Here is a 17,724-nt window from a genome sequence, read left to right as displayed (position 1 = left end):
TGCGGCGTGAAATTCACCTTTCCAGAACTCTATCATTCCATTCCAGCCGGGTTTGCCCCAGCCTTTGTGTGTGCACTCCAGACCGAACGATCTCAGGAATGTGCGGCAATCATTGATGTCGCCCGAAAACCGAAGCACCCCTTTTGAATCGACACTACCGAGAACAGGCATCGCGATCCCTTCGAGTTATGCGGCTAGAGGCAGAGCTTCGCGCTCACCATCATCAGGCGCGGGATCTGCAATCCGCCAATGGTGAACACTTCCCAGCCCCTCAATAGGACCGAACCAGTCGATCAGCCCCAGCGCTGAAAGCGCGTCAAGGCGAGACCGGCATCGCCGGAGGGCTACTCCGCACCACTCGGCGATTTCGCTTGTGCTCCTGATCCCGTGGCCACCCTTTTCAAGGTCGCGGTGAACGGCGCGTCCGAGGCAATCAAGGATGGTTTCATCGAGCTGGGGCATGAGCTGGTTGCCTTCTATTCCGGCAGGGTGTCTTCGAACCGTTCGTGCTGTGGGCCATCCAAGACGACGCTCCCGATGTTTTCACAGTCACGAACAGCAAGCCGCAGGGCGATGTTATTGCCGGGGCCGAGCTGGTGCATCAGCCAGCCTACACAGTGGGCCTCGTGTTCCGCTGGGTGCTCGTGACAGGCCATCACCCGCAAGGGAGCTTGGCCGAGCACCGCAGCTAAGTTGCCCGTGTTGTCCGCGATGGTGGAGGAAAGAGCGCGGTGTTTCGTTTCACAATATCCATGCGGGATTTCATGCGGGTCGGTCGAAACCTTCCACGGGCATTTTTCGCACTGGCGTACTCGTTTCAGCTTCCAAGGCACATGGGTCTCCGTCAAATAGGGTCGAGAGGCCGTAGCCCGATTTGTGGGTCATCAGGCCAAAGGCGGTATTTGAAGCCGAGATAGCCCGGCACGTCCTTGCCATCTCTGTGATAGAAAAGTGCCCGCACCGTTACGCTGCCATCGCGGTGCATTGTCTCGATACGGGCACGAACATCGGCGCTGCCAGTGTTGTATAGAACCCCACTGCCCTTCTGCATTGCCTTGCCGTGCTGCCCGGTTACGGAGGCAGGGCCGTTGAAATCTGTCATCACAGTGACTCCGCTTCGGGAAGAGCTTCGCGCCCGGCGTCGGTCAATCTGACACGCGCATAATTCTTGTCGCGGCCGGGCGGTGTAGGGCCGACCTCGGCAAAGCCCTTTGCAATAAGACGATCCAAGGCTTCGCCACGGCACTCGCCATAAGCGGAACTTTCTTCCTTGCTCAACCAAACAAGCAGAAATTCATCGGTCATATCTTTGCCTCCGGCTTGGCGTCGAGAATACCAGCATCGCGAGCCATCTCTTCTGCTGTGCCCCACGCATCGAACCGGTCGTTCGTGTAGTATGCGATTGCCTCAGCACGCTCCCGAGTAAGATTGGGTCGAGAGATACGATATTCGCCATCTTGCTTACTGATTGTGAGTCCGAGGGCGCGCACCGCGCTAAACAGGGCCTTGTCGTTACGGGTCGGAACGGCCAAAGCATCGGCAATGATCTTTGCGACGGTCATTCTGAAAATCCGGCATTAGATTTCGTAGGTCCGAGAGCCATCTGGCAACTCGCGGGCGATTTCAACGTGAAGCGTCTCGATCTCATCTTCTTCGTAATGGTTATCGCACCATTTCAGGGCATCGCTATAGCTGTTTGCAGTATGAACATCGCATTCACGTTCATAGCCTGCATTTTCGACCACAACGTATTTCTTCGTCATGTTTGCCTCCGGGCGGAATTTCACCAGTCGATTGACATTACGAATGATTGCGGGCTAAATGTCAAGCACTAAAGATATGGCAATATGTAAGGGCGAACTGGAATGCTCGATCATTGGAAACAGGGTGAGCCATTAGGCGAAACGGCTGTCCCGTTGCATTTGGTAGCTTGTGTTAAAGCAAAGGCGAGCGAGCCAATGCGAGCCGCCAACCTCTATCAGTCTGTTTGGTTCAGGAAAGCTCGGGCATACGTCGAGGCGCGACAAGCGCCTTGGTATGTGCTCTCAGCTTTGCATGGGATTGTCGATCCCGATGATCTTGTCGCTCCCTATGTGTAGCGGCTTGCCAACATAAGCGCCTCTGCTCGCAAACATCGGCATTTTCTGCTCGAATTATCTGACAATGGAGCGGGCGTCGTGCTCACGCTCTTTGCCAATGTGCTCGCAAACATCCGGGTCTGCTTGCAAACATCCGCCACGTGCTCAGATTAATTGCCAGCGACGGCATGGTCAAACCGGGACGCCTGCCTGTCGTAGTTGCTCGGTCAGCTGACGGGAATATTCGGGATCAAGGGTGCCCGCCAGGAAGGCGCGGATATACGGACATGCGCTGTGGCTTTCCCTCCTTGGCGCTTCGGGTGCAGGAGGTTCTGCAGCATGATCCGTTGTCAGGGCATCTCTTCGTCTTCAGGGGCCGCAGATCGGATATTTTGAAGATCATCTGGCATGATGGTCTGGGCGCCTGCCTTTTTACCCGGCGGCTGGAGAAGGGCCGGTTTATCTGGCCGAATATGGGATAGCATCCGTCAAGGTGGTGTAGAATTGGGACCGGGCCGTCATGATCAGGCGGCTCTGGGTGAAATTTCTCCATCGCAGCTACGCGAGGAGGTAGAGCTGAGTTTAAGTGCTGTCATTGAAGTTTCACGAGCCTGATAAACGGACGTCATATGTCGCCCATAGTGATGCAAATATTCAATCGATGCACCACTAACGATCAGGATTATTGTGATGCTGGCTCTGAACGGAGTTGCCGTGACCTATGCCAACGGCACCCAAGCTTTGAAGACAACGACATTGACGTTCAACCAGGGTCAGTTCGTCGTGCTCCTCGGTAGATCCGGCGCAGGCAAATCTACCCTCATCCGGACACTCAACGGCTTGGTTGCGCCGACGTCTGGTTCGATCACTTCTAACGATATTGGTGCTCTGGATGCGGAAACTAAGCTTCGCATTCACCGAAGGCGAACTGGGATGATATTCCAGCAGCACCAACTCATAGGGCGCTTGAGCGCGCTCGACAACGTCATGACGGGCCGCCTGGGCTACCACTCTGGCTGGCGTACGTTGTTCCCTATGCCGCGTTCGGATCGAAGGCTGGGGTTGGAATGCCTTGAACGCGTAGGCCTTCTTGATAAGGCTCTCGTCAGGGCGGATCAACTATCCGGCGGTCAGCAGCAACGGGTGGGCATTGCGCGCGCGCTGGTCCAGAAGCCCCAACTGGTCCTTGCAGATGAGCCCGTTGCAAGTCTGGACCCTGAAACGGCTGTCGAGGTCCTGTCGCAGCTTCGCGAAATATGCACAGCCGACGGCATCACTGCTGTGATCAGCCTTCATCAGATCGATCTAGCTCGCCGGTTCGGCGACCGGGTCATTGCTATGCGCGACGGGGAAGTGGTTGCGGACGCCGCTGTCGACGAACTGACCGATCAAATGTGTGCGTCGATCTACCGCAGCGCCCCAAGAAATCCGACCACAACACAAGATTTGTCCAACTACGAGTATGATCAACCTTTAGCTGCCATGGAGGCCGCATTATGAAGAAGCTTCTGTCCCTCGCATTCCTCGCCGTTCTTGGCTGGAGTTCGTTGGCGCATGCTGGCTCAAATCCAGAGACATTGCGCGTCGCGTTGCTACCGGACGAGAACGCCGCCACTGTCATCAAAAACAATCGTCCTCTCGAGGAGTATCTTGAGAAGACACTCGGTCGGGAGATTGAACTGATCGTAACGACCGACTACTCGTCAATGATCGAAGCGATGCGTTTCGGCCGGCTTGAGTTGGCTTATTTCGGGCCGCTCTCTTACACGCTCGCGAAAACCAAGGCTGATATCGAGCCTTTCGCAGCACTTATGAAGGATGGCGAAACTACCTATCGCGCTGTAGTTGTCGCCAATGCAGAGGCTGGCATCGAAAGCCTTGAAGATGCAAAAGGGAAAAAGGTCGCGTTTGGGGACGTGGCTTCCACCTCAAGCCACCTTATCCCGAAATCTATGCTGCTTAAGGCCGGAGTTGAGGCTGGAAAAGACTATAGCGAGAACTTCGTAGGGTCGCATGATGCCGTGGCTATTGCAGTGCAGAATGGCAATGCTCAGATTGGCGGACTTTCGTTGCCCATCTACAATTCAATGGTCGCTCGTGGCACCATTGATCCTAAGAAAGTTATCGCCCTCGCCGAGTCCGATCCGTTCCCGCAGTACCCCTGGACCATGCGGTCGGATCTTGACACTTCGTTGAAAGAGGCGATCACCAAAGCCTTCATCGACCTTAAAGACGAAAAGGTATTGGCATCCTTCAAAGCCGATGGGTTCGCTCCGATCGATGACAAAGCCTACGACGTCGTCCGTGAGCTCGGTAAAGTGCTGAACTTGGACCTGAGTCAGTAAGGCGCGTTCGAGACAGTTTCTCACCTTTCGACGCAGGCGCTGGCCTGCGTCCTTTCTTCCAGGATATGTGATGACACAGCCGTCGGCCGACTACGACTCTATCCTTCAACATCAAAACAAAGCTTGGACCAGAGCTGGCGTGATCGCGTTGGCAATTGCGTGTGTGATCATTGTTAGCAGTTATCACTCCGGTCTTCTTGATCTGGAGCGTCTGGGATCTGGGTTTCCTGCGCTCTGGCAGCTCGGTACGGAAATGTTTCCCCCGGATTTCAACCGAGGCTTGGAGTGGATCAGCCCTCTCATCGACACTCTGGCGATGAGTATAGCTGGGACTGCGATCGCGGTACTGATATCACTTCCAGTTGGCTTTTTCGCCTCAGGGAAAACAGCACCCAACGCTGTCATCTATATGATCTCGCGTGGATTGTTGAATGGTCTACGGTCGATCCCGGAGCTGATTATGGGCATCGTCTTCGTGGCGGCAGTGGGATTTGGAGCGCTCCCAGGCGTGCTGGCTCTTGGTCTTCACTCGGTTGGCATGGTGGGCAAGTTCTTTGCGGAGGCGATCGAGCATTGCGATAATGCGCCTATAGAAGCCGCACGCGCAGCTGGTGCGTCGCCGTTCCAGATCGTGACGCGGGCGATCTTGCCACAAGTTCTACCGCAATTGGCCGATGTGACCATCTATCGGTGGGAGTACAACTTCCGCGCCTCGACAATCCTGGGCACTGTGGGAGCTGGTGGTATCGGTTTCGAGTTGATGACATCCCTCCGGATCATGAATTATCAGGAGGTTCTTGCGATCATGCTCGTTGTCCTTCTGATGGTCACCATCGTTGACCAGGTCGGCGCTCTCCTCCGCCGCCAGCTGCAATAGAAGGATAAATTAAATGCTCCCAAAGGTAGTAATCACCCATCGCGTCCACGAGGAGATTATCTCAAAGCTATCTCCCCACGCTCGTTTAGTTTGCAACGATACTGATGATACATGGCCCCGCGAGAAACTGCTCGCAGAATTGAGCGACGCCAAGGCGATGATGGCGTTCATGCCGGACATGATCGACGCGTCTGTACTCGCGCACGCTCCCGATCTTCAACTTGTGGCATGTGCGCTGAAAGGCTTCGATAACTTCGACATCGAAGCCTGCACGCAGCGTGGAGTCCACGTCACGATAGTGTCCGATCTTCTCACTGACCCGACAGCCGAACTTACAATCGGTCTGATGATTGCTCTTGGGCGGCACATTCTGCCAGGCGACAAGAGCGTCAGGAGGGATTACAAAGGTTGGCGCCCTCGGTTTTACGGCCTTGGGCTGCAGGGCACAGCAATCGGCATTTTAGGGATGGGAGCGATCGGAAAAGCTATAGCACAGCGCCTAAGTACCTTCGGCGCCATTGTGTCGTACTGGGATCGTCAATCCCTGGACAAAGCCGATGAGATCAGACTGAACGTAAAGCCTCTTGAATTTGACCAGTTGATCTCGTCGTCTACCTTTCTTGTGTGTGCACTCCCGCTTTCGGCCGAAACGAAGCATCTCCTCGGCGCTGAACAACTCGCCAAAATGCCCAAAGGAGCACTTCTTATTAATCCTGCACGCGGAAGCGTGGTTGATGAAGAGGCTGTTGTCGCTGCATTGCAGGCGGGGCGCTTGGGAGGCTACGCCGCTGATGTTTATGAGATGGAGGACTGGGCCAGACCCGACCGGCCTGACAAGGTCCACGGGGGTCTCCTCAATCGCGAACATGATTCGATCTTGACACCCCACATAGGCTCAGCAGTGGCGAAGTCGCGTTTGGCTATCGAGCACGAGGCTGCTGACAACATTATAGATTTTGTCCAAGGCCGAAGACCTCGTGCGGCAATTAACGAGGTTCAACTAATTCCTTGATTAGAGAAAGTAATGTTTAGCCTTTCGCATGTCGCAGCATTCATAGAGGTAATCGAAACTGGCAGCTTTCACGAGGCGTCGCGACGGCTTCAGATATCCCAACCGACTGTCTCACATAATGTGAAACGATTGGAGGATATACTAGGGGTGCGGCTGGTCGAGAGGAGGAAGGACAAGTGTGTGCCGACTCGGCAAGGGCTCGTATTCTTGCCATTCGCACGCAGCCTTTTGACCGTCACGAAGAGATCTCTGGACCGCCTGCACAGCGGCCGGATTACGTTGGGTGCCAGTACTAACATCGGTACCTATATTTTGCCAGTCCACTTGAAGCGTTTACAGGATGCTCAAGGCCGGCCACCTGAGGTGGCCGTTGCCTCAAATCCTGAAATCATCGAAAAGCTCTTGAGGAAGGAGATTGATCTAGCCTTTACCGAATGGTGGGACGATCGAAAAGGATATCAAGCCCGCCTTTGGCGGAAGGAAAAGCTGGTAATAATCGTATCCCCACAGCATAATTGGAGGACGCGAAAAACAATTGAAGCGGCAGAGTTATTTCAAGAGTCCCTCATTGGCGGAGAACGTGGAACCGGTACCGGATCCGTGCTCCGCGAGGCCTTCGGCCAAGCGGCAGAGCAATTCCCAATCTCATTCAATGTCGGGAGCACTGAGGCTGTGAAGCATGCAGTTCGAGCTGGTCTCGGCATTTCGATCGTGATGAGGAGCACTGTCCTCGATGAGCTCGCGTCGGGTAGGCTTTATGAGGTTTCTGTTGAGAATGTGGTTCTCGAAAAGTCTGTGTGGGCTGTACATCCCGTACATATGGAGGATGGTTCACCGGAAGCAATCGCGCTTAAGGTTATACTCGATGCGAGCGCCCCTCTGGGTGACCTAGAGCACGTCCACATTACTCGGGGTCATATCCGCAAGATTTGAAGTAGTTGGCGCATTCCTGCGGCTCGAACATGGTAACGGCCTGGCCGACCGCATCCTTTGGTATCGCCGCCTCAATTCCCGGAGTATCCCATACAAGGGGGACAAGATCGGGGACCGCCCGATTTTCGATGCGTAAGGTTCCCTGCTCCATGTCGCGAATATTCGGCCGTCAGACACATAGTTGGTTTCCATGGATCGTTTGTCATAAACGAGGGTTTTTGAGCATGCCATAGCGCATGCCGTCACGCCCCTTGAATGGCGCGATGGAATCTTCTCAAAACTGTTATAGAAACGGTTGTCGCAAAATGCTATGTGTCCAACGACTTTCAAGAACATTTGGATGGCTATGCGGGTCGGGTACGCCAGGGTCAGCACGATCGATCAAAATCCGGAGCTTCAGCTTGAGGCGCTGAGACGCGCCGGTTGCGAGAAGGTGTTTACCGAGCGCGGGTCAGGCGCTCGCGATGACCGCCCGGAATTGGGCCGAATTCTCTCCGACGTGCTTCGCACTGGTGACACGCTCGTTGTCTGGAAACTCGATCGGTTGGCGCGATCGCTAAAGAAGCTCATCGCGACGGCGGAAGAGTTGGAGCGCGCGAAGATCGGGCTCGTGTCCTTGACCGAGAGCATTGATACGACGACGCCGGGCGGCATGCTGACCTTCCATGTCTTCGGTGCGATCGCCCAGTTCGAACGTGCTCTGATCCGCGAACGCACGACGGCTGGACTGGTCGAGGCGCGGCAACGTGGCCGCAAGGGTGGCCGCCCGCCCGCGATGCGCCCGGGCGATATTGCCGCGGCGCGCGCCCTGATGAAGGAAGGCAGCATACCGGTACGCAATATTGCGCAGCGCATGGGGGTTTCTGTTGCAACCCTCTATCGTCATATCGGCAAGAAGGGTGGCTCTCCCAAAACAGTGGAATCCGAGGACGTCCATGGCTGAGCGGAGAAAGCGGCCGCCCGGAGAGGCTCTTGTCGATCTTCGTAAGCGCGAATTTCTATGCGCCTTCTGAAGCGCAGTGCTCTGATGCATGAAGTGTCCACCAAAAACAGGTGGACACCAAATCATGGACGATACTCTTAAACTGCAGGTGCGGCTTGTTGGCCGCGACGGCCGCCGTCGATATGACCCTGCCTCCCGAGATCGGCTTGTCGCAGCGTGTTTAGAGCCCGGCGTTTCGGTTTCGCGTCTAGCTCTGGAGCACGGCGTCAACGCCAATCTCGTTCGCAAGTGGGTAAAGAGAGCCAAAGAAGCTAGTGCTTTACCTGCGGTATCTACGTTCGTTCCGGTTCAGATAGCTACGGATATGCAGTCTTCTTCTGCCAGTGGTCCACCGACGAATGTGGAGCCGGTCGGCAAGCGATCTCATGCATCCAAGCTGAGCGCGGTGCTGCCGAACGGGATCAGCCTGACGCTGGAATGCAGCGATGTCGATGGTCTGGCGGCAATCATAGGAGCGTTGAGCCATGTTCAGACTGGGCGCTGATCTGAAGGTCTACCTCCATCGGGAACCCATCGACTTCCGCGCGGGCATCAACAGCCTCGCGGTCCTTGTGCAAGAGGTGATGGAGCTGGACCCGTTTGCTCCATCGGTGTTTGCCTTCTGCAATCGCAGGCGTGACCGGGTGAAGCTCTTGCTCTTTGATCGGTCCGGGTTTGTTATGGTCCTGAAGAAGCTAACGGAAGATCGGTTCAGGTGGCCCCGCCGGGAAACTGCGGTGGTGTCGCTGACGACAGAGCAACTTCACTGGATCCTCGATGGCATCGATATCGATGCGATGGTCCGCCATCCCGTGCGGCAGTATCAGATTGCTGGCTAAGGATGGCAAATTGCGATTGACGCGCAGGGGCGGTTCAGATTCAAGAATCTGATGACGCGCACCGGCGAACCGAGCATTGCAGAACTGATGGCGCAATTGGCAGCTAATGCTGCCGAAATCGCCGCGCTCAAAGCCGAGAAGGAAGCGCTCTCGCAGCGGGTCGTCAAGCTTGAAGAAGAACTGGCACTGGCAAAGCTGCACCGCTTTGCCCCGCGCAGTGAAAAGCACATTGATCGTCTCTTCAACGAGGCCGAAGAGGCTGCGGTCGAAGGTGGTAGCGAGGAAGACGATGACGTCGAGCTTCCGGATACTGGCTTGCATGCGGCCGGGGGCGCTACGGGCAAAAAGCGGGGACGCAGGCCTCTACCGGCAGACCTGCCGCGCGAGCGTGTCGAATACGACCTTGCTGACGATCAGAAGGCTTGCCCGTGCTGCAAAAGCCAAATGCATCGCATGGGAGAAGCCGTTAGCGAGCAGCTCCATATCGAGATCAAGGCAAAGGTCCTGCAGAACGTACGGTTCAAATACGCCTGCCGGCACTGTGACCGTACAGGGATTAACACGCCCGTCGTAATCGCGCCCATGCCCACGCAACCCCTGCCGGGCAGCATCGCCACCGCGTCGACGCTCGCCTTTGCTCTCGTCCACAAATACGTCGATGGCACGCCGCTCTACCGCGTGGCTCAAACATTCGAGCGTGCTGGCGTTCCGATCAGCCGTGGCGCTCTTGCGCATTGGGTCATCGGCTCGAGCGAGAAGCATCTATATCGCATCTACGATGCCTTGAAGCTGCGGTTGCGATCGCAGCCTCTCATTCATGGTGATGAGACGACGGTTCAGGTGCTGAAGGAAAAGGGCAAGGAAGCCACCAGCACGTCGTACATGTGGGCGTACCGCAGCAGCGAGGACAGTGACGAGCCAATCGTGCTCCTCGACTACCAGCCCGGCCGCGGTCAGATCCACCCGCAGACCTTCCTTGGTGATTACCGTGGCATACTCGTCACTGATGGCTACACCGCCTGGCGCACATTGAATGGCGCAACCCATGTCGGATGCATGGCCCATTCACGGCGGCGCTTCGTTGAGGCCCTCAAAGCCCGGAAGAATGGAGGCGGACCGCCGGAGCAGGCACTCCGGTTCTTCGAACAGCTCTACCGGATCGAAAGGCAGGCGAGAGACAAGACCCCAGATCCAGGGGAGACAAAGGCCGATTGCATTCGCCGTTTCCGCCAGCAGCACAGCCTGCCTGTCCTAAACGCCCTAAAGGCGTGGCTCGACAATATCGCGCCAAAGATCGTGCCGGATACCAAGCTCGGCGATGCGGTGTCCTACACCCTGAACCAATGGGATTACCTGACACGTTACACCAGCGACGGCAGGATGCCGATCGATAACAACATTCTGGAACGCGAGATCAGAGTTTTTGCCACCGGTAGGAAATCGTGGCTGTTCAGCGATACCGTCGACGGAGCCAAGGCCAGCGCCGTGATCTACAGTCTCATGCTGACCTGCCGCGCCTGCGGCGTCGACCCGCTCACCTGGCTACGCCACGTGCTCACTGAGTTGCCGCAGCGGGGCCAAGCGGCCGAAATCGGCGACCTTTTGCCGTTCAACTTCTCCAAGGCAAATGCCCAATAAAGCTAGGTACCGCTAGAACCCGTGCGCGATTACGCCTGAAGAGGCCGTCTAGGCGCATCGAAAATCGCGCTTACCGATCTTCGACGCCGATTGTCGCTGCTTTCTCCCCGTGATCCAGGCCGTACCGAGATTGTTGCTCGTGCCGCCGATGCCTACGGCATCTCGATCTGGACCCTGTATCGGGCGCTGCGGGAGTTGAACCGCCCGAAATCCGTACGGCGCGCCGATCACGGAACCTCCCGGATCGCCCCGCAGCCGGAGATGGAAACCTATGCCGAAATCATCGCGGCCCTGAAGATCAGAACGGCGAACCGGAAGGGGCGGCATATCTCCACGGCGCGCGCCATCAAGCTGCTTGAGGAAGACGGCGTGGTGACGCCCGATGGCCTGGTCCGTGCACCGCCCGGCATCTTGAAACGCGCAACGGTCGATCGGCTGCTGCGTGTTTCCGGCCTGGATTATGCGCGCGTCACCCGCCCGGTGGCTGCCGTCCGATTCCAGGCGCGGCGTTCCAACGAACTCTGGCACTTCGACATGAGCCCGTCCGACCTGAAGCAGGTGGAAGCGCCGCTTTGGGTCGAGGAAGGGCGCGGCCGGCCGACGCTGATGCTGTTCTCCGTGGTCGATGATCGCTCCGGCGCGAGCTATCAGGAATACCGCTCCGTCTACGGCGAGGACGCGGAGTCCGCCTTGCGCTTTCTCTACAATGCCTTCGCCGCCAAGCCTGAACCGGAACTGCCGCTTCAGGGGATTCCAACGACCATCCATATGGATAACGGGCCGGTGAGCCGCTCGCGCGTTTTCCAGTCCGTCATGGGTAGCCTTGGTGTCCGGGTTCTCACGCATATGCCCCCGTCGGACAGCGAGCGGCGCACGCCGGCGCGAGCGAAAGGCAAGGTCGAGCGGCCGTTTCGCACGATCAAGGAAGTGCACGAGACCCTCTATCATTTCCACAAGCCGAAGGACGAAGAGGAAGCCAACCTTTGGCTCAGGCGCGCCTTGGTCACCTACAATAACGGCGACCATCGCACAGAGTCTCATGCACGCATCGAGGATTGGCTGCGGCATCTTCCTCCTGACGGGGTGCGGGCGATGTGCTCCTGGGAGCGGTTCTGCGCCTTTGCGCGCGAACCGGAACGACGGACGGTTGCTGGAGACGCGACCGTATCGGTCGAAGGCGCATCCTATGAGGTCGAGCCCGAACTTGCCGGCGAAACGGTGACCTTGCTCTGGGGCCTGTTCGATCAGGAACTGTTCGTCGAGCATGAGGGCAAGCGCTTCGGTCCATTCCAACCTTCGCGCGGGGCGGTTCCCCTCTTTCGCTATCGCAAATACCAGAAGAGCAAGCTCGAAGAGCGGCTCGACAAGGTGGTGCGCCTGGCAGACCAACTTGGGCTCCCCCGCGCCGCGGTCACCGGCGGGGATCGTCCATTGCCTTCGCTGCCCCCGACCACGGCTGGGCTGAGTGTACGGCGGACACCGTTTCCGGAACCCGCAATAGAGACCGCTTATCCAAATGGCCTCGCAGCCCGTGGGGCCATCGCCGACCAGCTCGGCCGGCCGATCGGCGCGATGAATGCCGGTGACCGCGCCTTCATCAATGAACTGCTTGGAGAAACACTCGACAAAAAGATGATCGCGGCCCGTATCCGCGAACGCTTCCAGGCGCGAAGAAAGGAAGAATGATGCTCGCTGACGTTCAATCCAGTTACGGCCTCGACCGGCCTTTCCAAGGGGCCGGCAACTTTGAGACCGAGCATCAGCGCACGATCATCCGCGAGGTGTGTGCGGCCGTCCAGACCGGTCGGCTTGTCGTGGTCTCCGGCCTGGTCGGTTCGGGGAAAACCCACCTTTTGCGCCGCATCGAGGCCGAACTCACCAAAGCCGGCAAGGTCGCACTCGCCAAATCGCTGGCGGTCGACAAGCGGCGCACTTCGCTGCCATCGCTCATTGAAGCCCTGTTCTACGACTTGTCTCCCGGCGATCGTGCGCAGGTCAAGATCCCCAAGCAGGCCGAGCGCCGGGAGCGCGACCTGCGCGACATCATGAAAAAAGGCAAACGGCCGATCGTCCTCGTGGTCGACGAGGCCCATGACCTGCACCACAAGACCTTAACCGGCCTGAAGCGACTGATGGAGGTGGTCGCCGACGCCGGCGTGCTCCTTTCCGTACTTCTTGTCGGGCATCCCCGGTTGCGCAATGATCTGCGCCGGCCGCAAATGGAGGAGATTGGCTACCGCACGACCATTTTTGACTACGAGGGGATCGGCTCCGCGCGCCGCGACTATGTTGCCTGGCTGCTTGGCGCCTGTGCGGCCGAAGGCGTAAAGGTTGGCGAACTCCTCGAGGAAGAAGCCATCGACCTCATCGCCGAACGTTTGCGCACGCCGCTTCAGATCGAGATGCATCTCACCCTCGCATTCGAGCAGGGCTTTCGCCTCGGCGCCAAGCCGGTTACCGCCGAAATCGTCGAGCAGGTCCTGTCCCGCGCCATCGACGATCTCGAACCGACGTTGACCCGAAATGGTTACGATGCGACGGCTCTGGTCACGCACCTCAATGCTCGGCCGTCGGATATCCGCGCCTTCCTGGCGGGCACCCTTGATCCCGAATATTCCCGTCAGCTGACCGAGCAACTACGACAGGCAGGCGTCCCGGTTTGACCATGCCGTCGCTGGCAATTAATCTGAGCACGTGGCGGATGTTTGCAAGCAGACCCGGATGTTTGCGAGCACATTGGCAAAGAGCGTGAGCACGACGCCCGCTCCATTGTCAGATAATTCGAGCAGAAAATGCCGATGTTTGCGAGCAGAGGCGCTTATGTTGGCAAGCCGCTACACCTATGATCAAACACTGGCAACCATGAGCGCTCACCAACGGCGCGCATGGGGTGATCGCGTCGTGGCGCAACTCATTGAACGAGGGCATGGTGATGACGCGCAGATCGTGATGCTGGCCGGTGTGCGATATCGACAGCCGATCTCCGATTGGTTAGGCGAGCGTGCCATCGTTCCGATGAAGGGACTCTCGATTGGTCAGCAGCTTGCGTGGCTAAGCTAGGCCGCCAACAAAACCACTCATCTCGTCAAGGCGCACCATCGACAGTCTCACCGGGCCGCGACAGCCTCGCGCCCGACAAGAGGTTTCCCGCTCAAGCTCATCGAGATACAGAAATTCGCGCTCTGGTGTTGTGCAGATCGTCTCACGCACGAGGTAGTGGACGTGTCCGCATTTCCGGCAGCGAACCTCCAGCTTTTGATTATCAGCTAGATCGCTGACGCGAATTTTACTTTTCCATCCAGTCACCAGAAGTCCTCCGCAGAGGGTATGCGCGTATAGCTGATTTTGCCGCCGACATGGCCGCTCTTGGGCGGATTCCAGTGGCCGAGGCTGACAACCGTATTGGAGTACCGAGCATTCAGGCTGTCTATGGTCGAACTGGCGCGTTCCCAGCGCTGGCGCAAGCGATCATCGTTTAGCAGAAGATCGAGCTGCCTTTCGTTTGCAGGCGACAAATCGTAGAGGGTGACACCTATTCTGAAAATGGTTACGCCGCGAGGAAACTTGCGCCGGACCTGACTCCACAACTCAGATAGCGCCCCGAGTATAGCCTGATCGTCATTGACGACAGGGAGGCGGCGCTTTCCCATCCAAGAATCATCGCGGATGGAGAGCCAGAGCCATAAGCCGTTGGCATAGAAGGCCTCACGCCGCATGCGGCGCGCAGCCTTGATCAGCAAGAGGCGCGATATCTCATGAGCACCGTCGATAGACCTCGACTCGGGAGGCAGTACACGGCCATGGCCGAACATGCCTCGACTAGATGCCGGAGCCTGTATGTCATAGCCGTGCAAGGCATACCAAAGACGTTCACCGGTAACGTTGCCCCACAGCTTACGCATGTGTTTTGGCTCGACCGCATAGAGCTGTTCGGTTGTGAAAATTCCGGCGCGATAGAGCCGCTTGGCCATATTCCCACCGACGCCCGGTATGTCTTCCATCTGAACCGCGAACAATGGTGCGGGTAGATCCTCGGGCCGCCAGATCGCCAGTCCGTTTCCGTACTGGCGACCAGACCGTTTGCTTTCTTTGCAAGCAATTTTCGCGAGCTGTCGATTGGCCGCAAAACCTATGGAACAGGTAATCCAAGGCCCAATATTATCCGCAATCGTGTCTTTGATGGCTGTTGCGAGACCAACCGGATCGGAGCGGCCTGTTTCATCAAGTCGGCACGTCAGCTCATCAATGGATTTCGCTGCATCGATAGGGATTATGGTCTCGATCTCGGACAAGAGCGCGTTGTGGGCGCGTCGGTAGAGGTCCGGCTTCTGAGGCACCAGAACCAATTCCGGGCAAAGCCGCTTGGCCTCGCTGATGGGCATAACGTTTTTCACGCCGTAGGCCTTTGCCTCTCGGCTACAGGCGATCACCGCTGTTCTGTCTGTGCCCTCGAAAGGCACGACGCCCACCGGCCTCCCTCGCAAGCGCTTGTCGCACTGCTGTTCAACCGAGGCGAAGAAGCCATCAAAATCCAAATAGAGCCGTTCAATCGTCTCCGGCTTGCGCATGAGGGGTCACTTTCTGTCATGAGAACAAAAAGAGAACACCCAACGGAGGGCAAGAGTCAAGAGGAATAATATCCTATGCGTGATTCACCCTGCGCTACACAATGCGCTTGGGCGGGTTCGCTTTGACGTGGCGCTCCCAATCTTCCAGCTTTTGCTTTGCCGCTGCCTCTTCCTCCGGGGAGCGTTTGGTGGTCGTATCGGACACGATATTCCAATTGTTGATATCGAGAGCGTCGGCGAGGGGTCCCCTGATAATTGCTATCCGCTCGCCACCTACGTCAAGAATTTGTCCGGCAACCTTGGGGTTCTTATCCTTGGCCATGCTCATGCCTCTTCGCTATCCGCATCTGACGTTTCATGAGGTAAGCCCAGCTCGTCCAGTCGGTTGGTGATCTTTTGCGATAGACGCCCCTTGACCCGCTTGCCCGGACCTGCGGACTTCTGGTCCGGCAGGAAGTATTTCATATACGCCGAGGCCGTCTCGATATCTTTCTCGGTGTGGCCGAGGACTTCGGCGAAGAAGGCAGCTTTGGACTTCGATTTCGGGCGGAAAAAATTGTCGGCAATCTCCGCATAAAGGGAACGAACATTGTTGGCGGTCAGCCTCTTCCCCTCGATGGCGTTCTTGCTATCGCCCGGCAACGGCTTCGGCCAGTGCGGGCCTAGCAGCTCATCCCTGATGGCTGGATAGATCGCATTTGGGTTCGGGACACGAAGAAGGTCATTCTTGAACTCTTCATTGGACATTTTTCGCCAGACTTGCCCCTCTTTGCTCAACCGCAGAACGGTCCACGTGAATATCACGTCCTTCGCATGGGCAAGCGTGGCGATGGGAAAGGCCTGATCGAACTGCGTGCCTTCTCGACCTCGCGTCTTGGCCTGTCCGGTGAACATGACACGCCAGCTCTCATAGCCGCGTCCAGCAACGCCCTCCAAAGCCAGCGGCAAAGGAGCAATAGAGCCTTGGCAAAAGATTTCATAAGGGCGCCGACCGGTTAAAAGGCCCAAGGCAACGCCATACCGAACGAGATCGGCCCGCTTGGCGGAATCCGCAGCCTTTTGCGCTTCCTGCTGGAGCGTTGACCAACTCGCGTCTGTTTCGGGCATCGCCTTCTTGGCGGCCTCGACCATCTCGAACCAGTGGGGGACAGCGATTAGCTCGTTGTGCTGCTCAATTACGGAATCCCGGTAGGCAGTGGAGACGGCCTTCTGAACATCCTCGGGAGCGATGATGACCGAGAGGGTGACATCATCGCCAAAGTTGGCTTCCCGAAGTGCGTTGCGGTATTGGGTGGTTGTGGAAAGGATCGTCGTCGGTTTGATATTCCCGCGCCAGTCTTCGGTTTCAGAGGCCCACAGCTTGCTAAGCGAGCGCTTATAAATGGCGTCAGCCTGTCGCTGGGTCTTTTTCCCTTCTTTGACGGCTAGCTCGCGAGCGTCATTCAAAAGCTTTGTGTGCAGGGTGAATGTTTCGATGGCTTCGCGACGGGTGCCCGGCCGCCCTGCATTAGAGCGGGCGGTGTACGTGCGAAGCTGCTCTTCGCTTTCGGTGCGATCCAGCACTTTGATGTGCGGCAGAGACGGGTGACGACTTCCGAGGGCGTCCTTGACGGCTGTCCTGTACTTGGAGACATAAGCTGCTCGCGTGGAGATCGCCTTGCCTGCGATGCGCTCATCCCATTCTTTCCGCCACAGATCATCGTAACCATCTTCGATTACCCTCACTGCTTCAACGAACTGAGGGATAGCATCTGCGACGACAGAGGGGCGTCCCATACGCTTCGGAGCTGATTTTTCGGGGGTGTTGTTGCTCATGGTGACTTACCTCAATTCGAACGCACAAAGCGCTCAATAGCTGGCTGCCATTAAAATATAATAAACACAATACAAGATGCGTTTATTATAATCTAGGTTGGCAATGGGTTTTCTCGCATGAAGTCAGAAAGAATCCTGTCAGATATAGCCTTGCCAATTTCAGGGTCTATGCGCTGGCCATGCTGCCAATACTCGACCTGCCGATACGGGCGGTTTGGGATCACATAGCCGAGGCCAGTCAAGCCGGGCACATGCTTTTGTCCGATGTTGGTTTGCGCGCTGCCGCGCGCAGGGCAGGGAAGCGGCTTGGATTGAGAGAAGGGGCATCGGTCATAGGCGTGGTTTCCGGTTTGATGGGAACAGCCTACGGGCGCGGCGGAGAGAAGTCAAGACTAAAATAAAAACAAGGGCAATTTAATTTACACAACCTATGCAGGTTTGCATGTGGGGATTGCGAAATCGGCAGAGATGCGACGGCTTGCAGCAGCCAAGTAATACTTAAATAAAACATAGTATAGCTAATACAGGCAAGGCGACGACACAAATAAAAAAAATGACGAGAATAATAAAAAATAGCTTGACAATAGAATAAAACCAAGTGTGGCAATGATGCAACAGTGAGGCGGGGCTTGACTTT

22 protein-coding genes and 1 pseudogene are annotated in these 17,724 nt (G+C 56.9%); 13 read left to right on the top strand and 10 right to left on the bottom strand.

Features of this window, described 5'->3' with window-relative positions:
- Positions 1–186 precede the first annotated feature (186 nt).
- The 6 genes from KWJ32_RS21810 to KWJ32_RS21785 are packed head-to-tail and all read right to left on the bottom strand — an operon-like array spanning position 187 to position 1,763.
- Positions 187–462: a hypothetical protein gene (locus KWJ32_RS21810; protein WP_125271582.1), complete on the bottom strand. Its 276-nt coding sequence runs from the start codon at positions 460–462 to the stop codon at positions 187–189.
- 14 nt (positions 463–476) lie between these two features.
- A complete protein-coding gene (locus tag KWJ32_RS21805) occupies positions 477–833 on the bottom strand; it encodes a DUF6283 family protein (RefSeq protein ID WP_125271581.1) in 357 nt (118 codons plus the stop codon).
- Between the two features lie 11 nt (positions 834–844).
- A complete protein-coding gene (locus tag KWJ32_RS21800; RefSeq protein ID WP_125271580.1) occupies positions 845–1,102 on the bottom strand; it encodes a hypothetical protein in 258 nt (85 codons plus the stop codon).
- Positions 1,102–1,305, bottom strand: a complete 204-nt coding sequence (locus KWJ32_RS21795; RefSeq protein WP_125271579.1) for a hypothetical protein — start codon at positions 1,303–1,305, stop codon at positions 1,102–1,104. The genes KWJ32_RS21800 and KWJ32_RS21795 overlap by 1 nt, the downstream gene beginning before the upstream one ends.
- Entirely contained in the window at positions 1,302–1,562 is a 261-nt protein-coding gene (locus KWJ32_RS21790; RefSeq protein WP_125271578.1) for a hypothetical protein, read from the bottom strand. Before KWJ32_RS21790 ends, KWJ32_RS21795 begins: the two co-directional genes overlap by 4 nt.
- Positions 1,563–1,577: 15 nt before the next feature.
- A complete protein-coding gene (locus tag KWJ32_RS21785; protein WP_125271577.1) occupies positions 1,578–1,763 on the bottom strand; it encodes a hypothetical protein in 186 nt (61 codons plus the stop codon).
- Between the two features lie 503 nt (positions 1,764–2,266).
- Between KWJ32_RS21785 and tnpB (KWJ32_RS28305) the strand changes: the two genes are divergently transcribed.
- From tnpB (KWJ32_RS28305) to KWJ32_RS21720, 13 genes and pseudogenes are all read left to right on the top strand, one after another.
- Positions 2,267–2,560, top strand: coding sequence for an IS66 family insertion sequence element accessory protein TnpB (gene tnpB, locus KWJ32_RS28305; RefSeq protein WP_080600525.1), 294 nt, complete (start codon positions 2,267–2,269; stop codon positions 2,558–2,560).
- Between the two features lie 208 nt (positions 2,561–2,768).
- Positions 2,769–3,578, top strand: a complete 810-nt coding sequence (gene phnC / locus KWJ32_RS21775; protein WP_006473175.1) for a phosphonate ABC transporter ATP-binding protein — start codon at positions 2,769–2,771, stop codon at positions 3,576–3,578.
- Positions 3,575–4,423: a phosphate/phosphite/phosphonate ABC transporter substrate-binding protein gene (gene phnD / locus KWJ32_RS21770; protein ID WP_003501103.1), complete on the top strand. Its 849-nt coding sequence runs from the start codon at positions 3,575–3,577 to the stop codon at positions 4,421–4,423. The genes phnC and phnD overlap by 4 nt, the downstream gene beginning before the upstream one ends.
- A gap of 70 nt (positions 4,424–4,493) precedes the next feature.
- On the top strand, positions 4,494–5,300 hold the full coding sequence (gene phnE / locus KWJ32_RS21765; RefSeq protein ID WP_006473411.1) for a phosphonate ABC transporter, permease protein PhnE: 807 nt from the start codon (positions 4,494–4,496) through the stop codon (positions 5,298–5,300).
- A 13-nt stretch (positions 5,301–5,313) separates the two neighbouring features.
- Complete coding sequence (locus KWJ32_RS21760) at positions 5,314–6,312, top strand: phosphonate dehydrogenase (protein WP_003501101.1); 999 nt, start codon at positions 5,314–5,316, stop codon at positions 6,310–6,312.
- A gap of 12 nt (positions 6,313–6,324) precedes the next feature.
- Positions 6,325–7,245, top strand: coding sequence for a LysR family transcriptional regulator (locus KWJ32_RS21755; RefSeq protein WP_003501100.1), 921 nt, complete (start codon positions 6,325–6,327; stop codon positions 7,243–7,245).
- A gap of 346 nt (positions 7,246–7,591) precedes the next feature.
- Positions 7,592–8,188: a recombinase family protein gene (locus KWJ32_RS21750; protein WP_024710158.1), complete on the top strand. Its 597-nt coding sequence runs from the start codon at positions 7,592–7,594 to the stop codon at positions 8,186–8,188.
- Between the two features lie 220 nt (positions 8,189–8,408).
- Positions 8,409–8,519 (top strand): annotated as a pseudogene (locus KWJ32_RS21745) (transposase); the annotation flags it as partial.
- 193 nt (positions 8,520–8,712) lie between these two features.
- The gene (tnpB, locus tag KWJ32_RS21740; RefSeq protein WP_107341957.1) at positions 8,713–9,066 is read left to right on the top strand and encodes an IS66 family insertion sequence element accessory protein TnpB; all 354 of its coding nucleotides are present in this window, start codon (positions 8,713–8,715) and stop codon (positions 9,064–9,066) included.
- Positions 9,067–9,117: 51 nt separating this feature from the next.
- Complete coding sequence (locus KWJ32_RS21735; protein WP_172873289.1) at positions 9,118–10,704, top strand: IS66 family transposase; 1,587 nt, start codon at positions 9,118–9,120, stop codon at positions 10,702–10,704.
- 63 nt (positions 10,705–10,767) lie between these two features.
- A complete protein-coding gene (locus tag KWJ32_RS21730) occupies positions 10,768–12,390 on the top strand; it encodes a DDE-type integrase/transposase/recombinase (protein ID WP_256886280.1) in 1,623 nt (540 codons plus the stop codon).
- Complete coding sequence (locus KWJ32_RS21725) at positions 12,387–13,367, top strand: AAA family ATPase (protein ID WP_003501092.1); 981 nt, start codon at positions 12,387–12,389, stop codon at positions 13,365–13,367. Before KWJ32_RS21730 ends, KWJ32_RS21725 begins: the two co-directional genes overlap by 4 nt.
- A 160-nt stretch (positions 13,368–13,527) precedes the next feature.
- Positions 13,528–13,764, top strand: coding sequence for a DUF6884 domain-containing protein (locus KWJ32_RS21720; protein WP_256886247.1), 237 nt, complete (start codon positions 13,528–13,530; stop codon positions 13,762–13,764).
- A gap of 242 nt (positions 13,765–14,006) precedes the next feature.
- On the opposite strand, the gene KWJ32_RS21715 is transcribed toward KWJ32_RS21720, so the two are convergent.
- From KWJ32_RS21715 to KWJ32_RS21700, 4 genes are all read right to left on the bottom strand, one after another.
- A complete protein-coding gene (locus tag KWJ32_RS21715) occupies positions 14,007–15,272 on the bottom strand; it encodes a type VI secretion protein ImpB (RefSeq protein WP_256886246.1) in 1,266 nt (421 codons plus the stop codon).
- A 94-nt stretch (positions 15,273–15,366) separates the two neighbouring features.
- A complete protein-coding gene (locus KWJ32_RS21710; RefSeq protein WP_256886245.1) occupies positions 15,367–15,594 on the bottom strand; it encodes a hypothetical protein in 228 nt (75 codons plus the stop codon).
- 2 nt (positions 15,595–15,596) lie between these two features.
- Entirely contained in the window at positions 15,597–17,087 is a 1,491-nt protein-coding gene (locus KWJ32_RS21705; protein WP_256886244.1) for a protelomerase family protein, read from the bottom strand.
- Positions 17,088–17,451: 364 nt separating this feature from the next.
- Positions 17,452–17,724: hypothetical protein (locus tag KWJ32_RS21700; RefSeq protein WP_256886243.1), on the bottom strand; the 273-nt coding region annotated here is incomplete at its 5' end.

The organism is Ochrobactrum sp. BTU2 (assembly GCF_024539785.1).
GTDB classification, from domain to species: Bacteria; Pseudomonadota; Alphaproteobacteria; order Rhizobiales; family Rhizobiaceae; genus Brucella; species Brucella anthropi.
Note: the sequence above shows the minus strand (reverse complement) of the source record. Positions and strands in the feature narration are given on the sequence as shown.

Bases quoted from the DNA above. Each gene is read 5' to 3' on its own strand.
- KWJ32_RS21710 (WP_256886245.1), bottom strand. From the start codon at position 15,594: ATGGCCAAGGATAAGAACCCCAAGGTTGCCGGACAAATTCTTGACGTA.
- KWJ32_RS21715 (WP_256886246.1), bottom strand. From the start codon at position 15,272: ATGCGCAAGCCGGAGACGATTGAACGGCTCTATTTGGATTTTGATGGC.
- KWJ32_RS21800 (WP_125271580.1), bottom strand. From the start codon at position 1,102: ATGACAGATTTCAACGGCCCTGCCTCCGTAACCGGGCAGCACGGCAAG.
- phnE (WP_006473411.1), top strand. From the start codon at position 4,494: ATGACACAGCCGTCGGCCGACTACGACTCTATCCTTCAACATCAAAAC.
- phnC (WP_006473175.1), top strand. From the start codon at position 2,769: ATGCTGGCTCTGAACGGAGTTGCCGTGACCTATGCCAACGGCACCCAA.
- KWJ32_RS21735 (WP_172873289.1), top strand. From the start codon at position 9,118: ATGACGCGCACCGGCGAACCGAGCATTGCAGAACTGATGGCGCAATTG.
- tnpB (WP_107341957.1), top strand. From the start codon at position 8,713: ATGTTCAGACTGGGCGCTGATCTGAAGGTCTACCTCCATCGGGAACCC.
- KWJ32_RS21725 (WP_003501092.1), top strand. From the start codon at position 12,387: ATGATGCTCGCTGACGTTCAATCCAGTTACGGCCTCGACCGGCCTTTC.
- KWJ32_RS21810 (WP_125271582.1), bottom strand. From the start codon at position 462: ATGCCCCAGCTCGATGAAACCATCCTTGATTGCCTCGGACGCGCCGTT.
- KWJ32_RS21705 (WP_256886244.1), bottom strand. From the start codon at position 17,087: ATGAGCAACAACACCCCCGAAAAATCAGCTCCGAAGCGTATGGGACGC.
- KWJ32_RS21795 (WP_125271579.1), bottom strand. From the start codon at position 1,305: ATGACCGATGAATTTCTGCTTGTTTGGTTGAGCAAGGAAGAAAGTTCC.
- KWJ32_RS21760 (WP_003501101.1), top strand. From the start codon at position 5,314: ATGCTCCCAAAGGTAGTAATCACCCATCGCGTCCACGAGGAGATTATC.
- KWJ32_RS21750 (WP_024710158.1), top strand. From the start codon at position 7,592: ATGCGGGTCGGGTACGCCAGGGTCAGCACGATCGATCAAAATCCGGAG.
- tnpB (WP_080600525.1), top strand. From the start codon at position 2,267: ATGGTCAAACCGGGACGCCTGCCTGTCGTAGTTGCTCGGTCAGCTGAC.
- KWJ32_RS21790 (WP_125271578.1), bottom strand. From the start codon at position 1,562: ATGACCGTCGCAAAGATCATTGCCGATGCTTTGGCCGTTCCGACCCGT.
- KWJ32_RS21785 (WP_125271577.1), bottom strand. From the start codon at position 1,763: ATGACGAAGAAATACGTTGTGGTCGAAAATGCAGGCTATGAACGTGAA.
- phnD (WP_003501103.1), top strand. From the start codon at position 3,575: ATGAAGAAGCTTCTGTCCCTCGCATTCCTCGCCGTTCTTGGCTGGAGT.
- KWJ32_RS21755 (WP_003501100.1), top strand. From the start codon at position 6,325: ATGTTTAGCCTTTCGCATGTCGCAGCATTCATAGAGGTAATCGAAACT.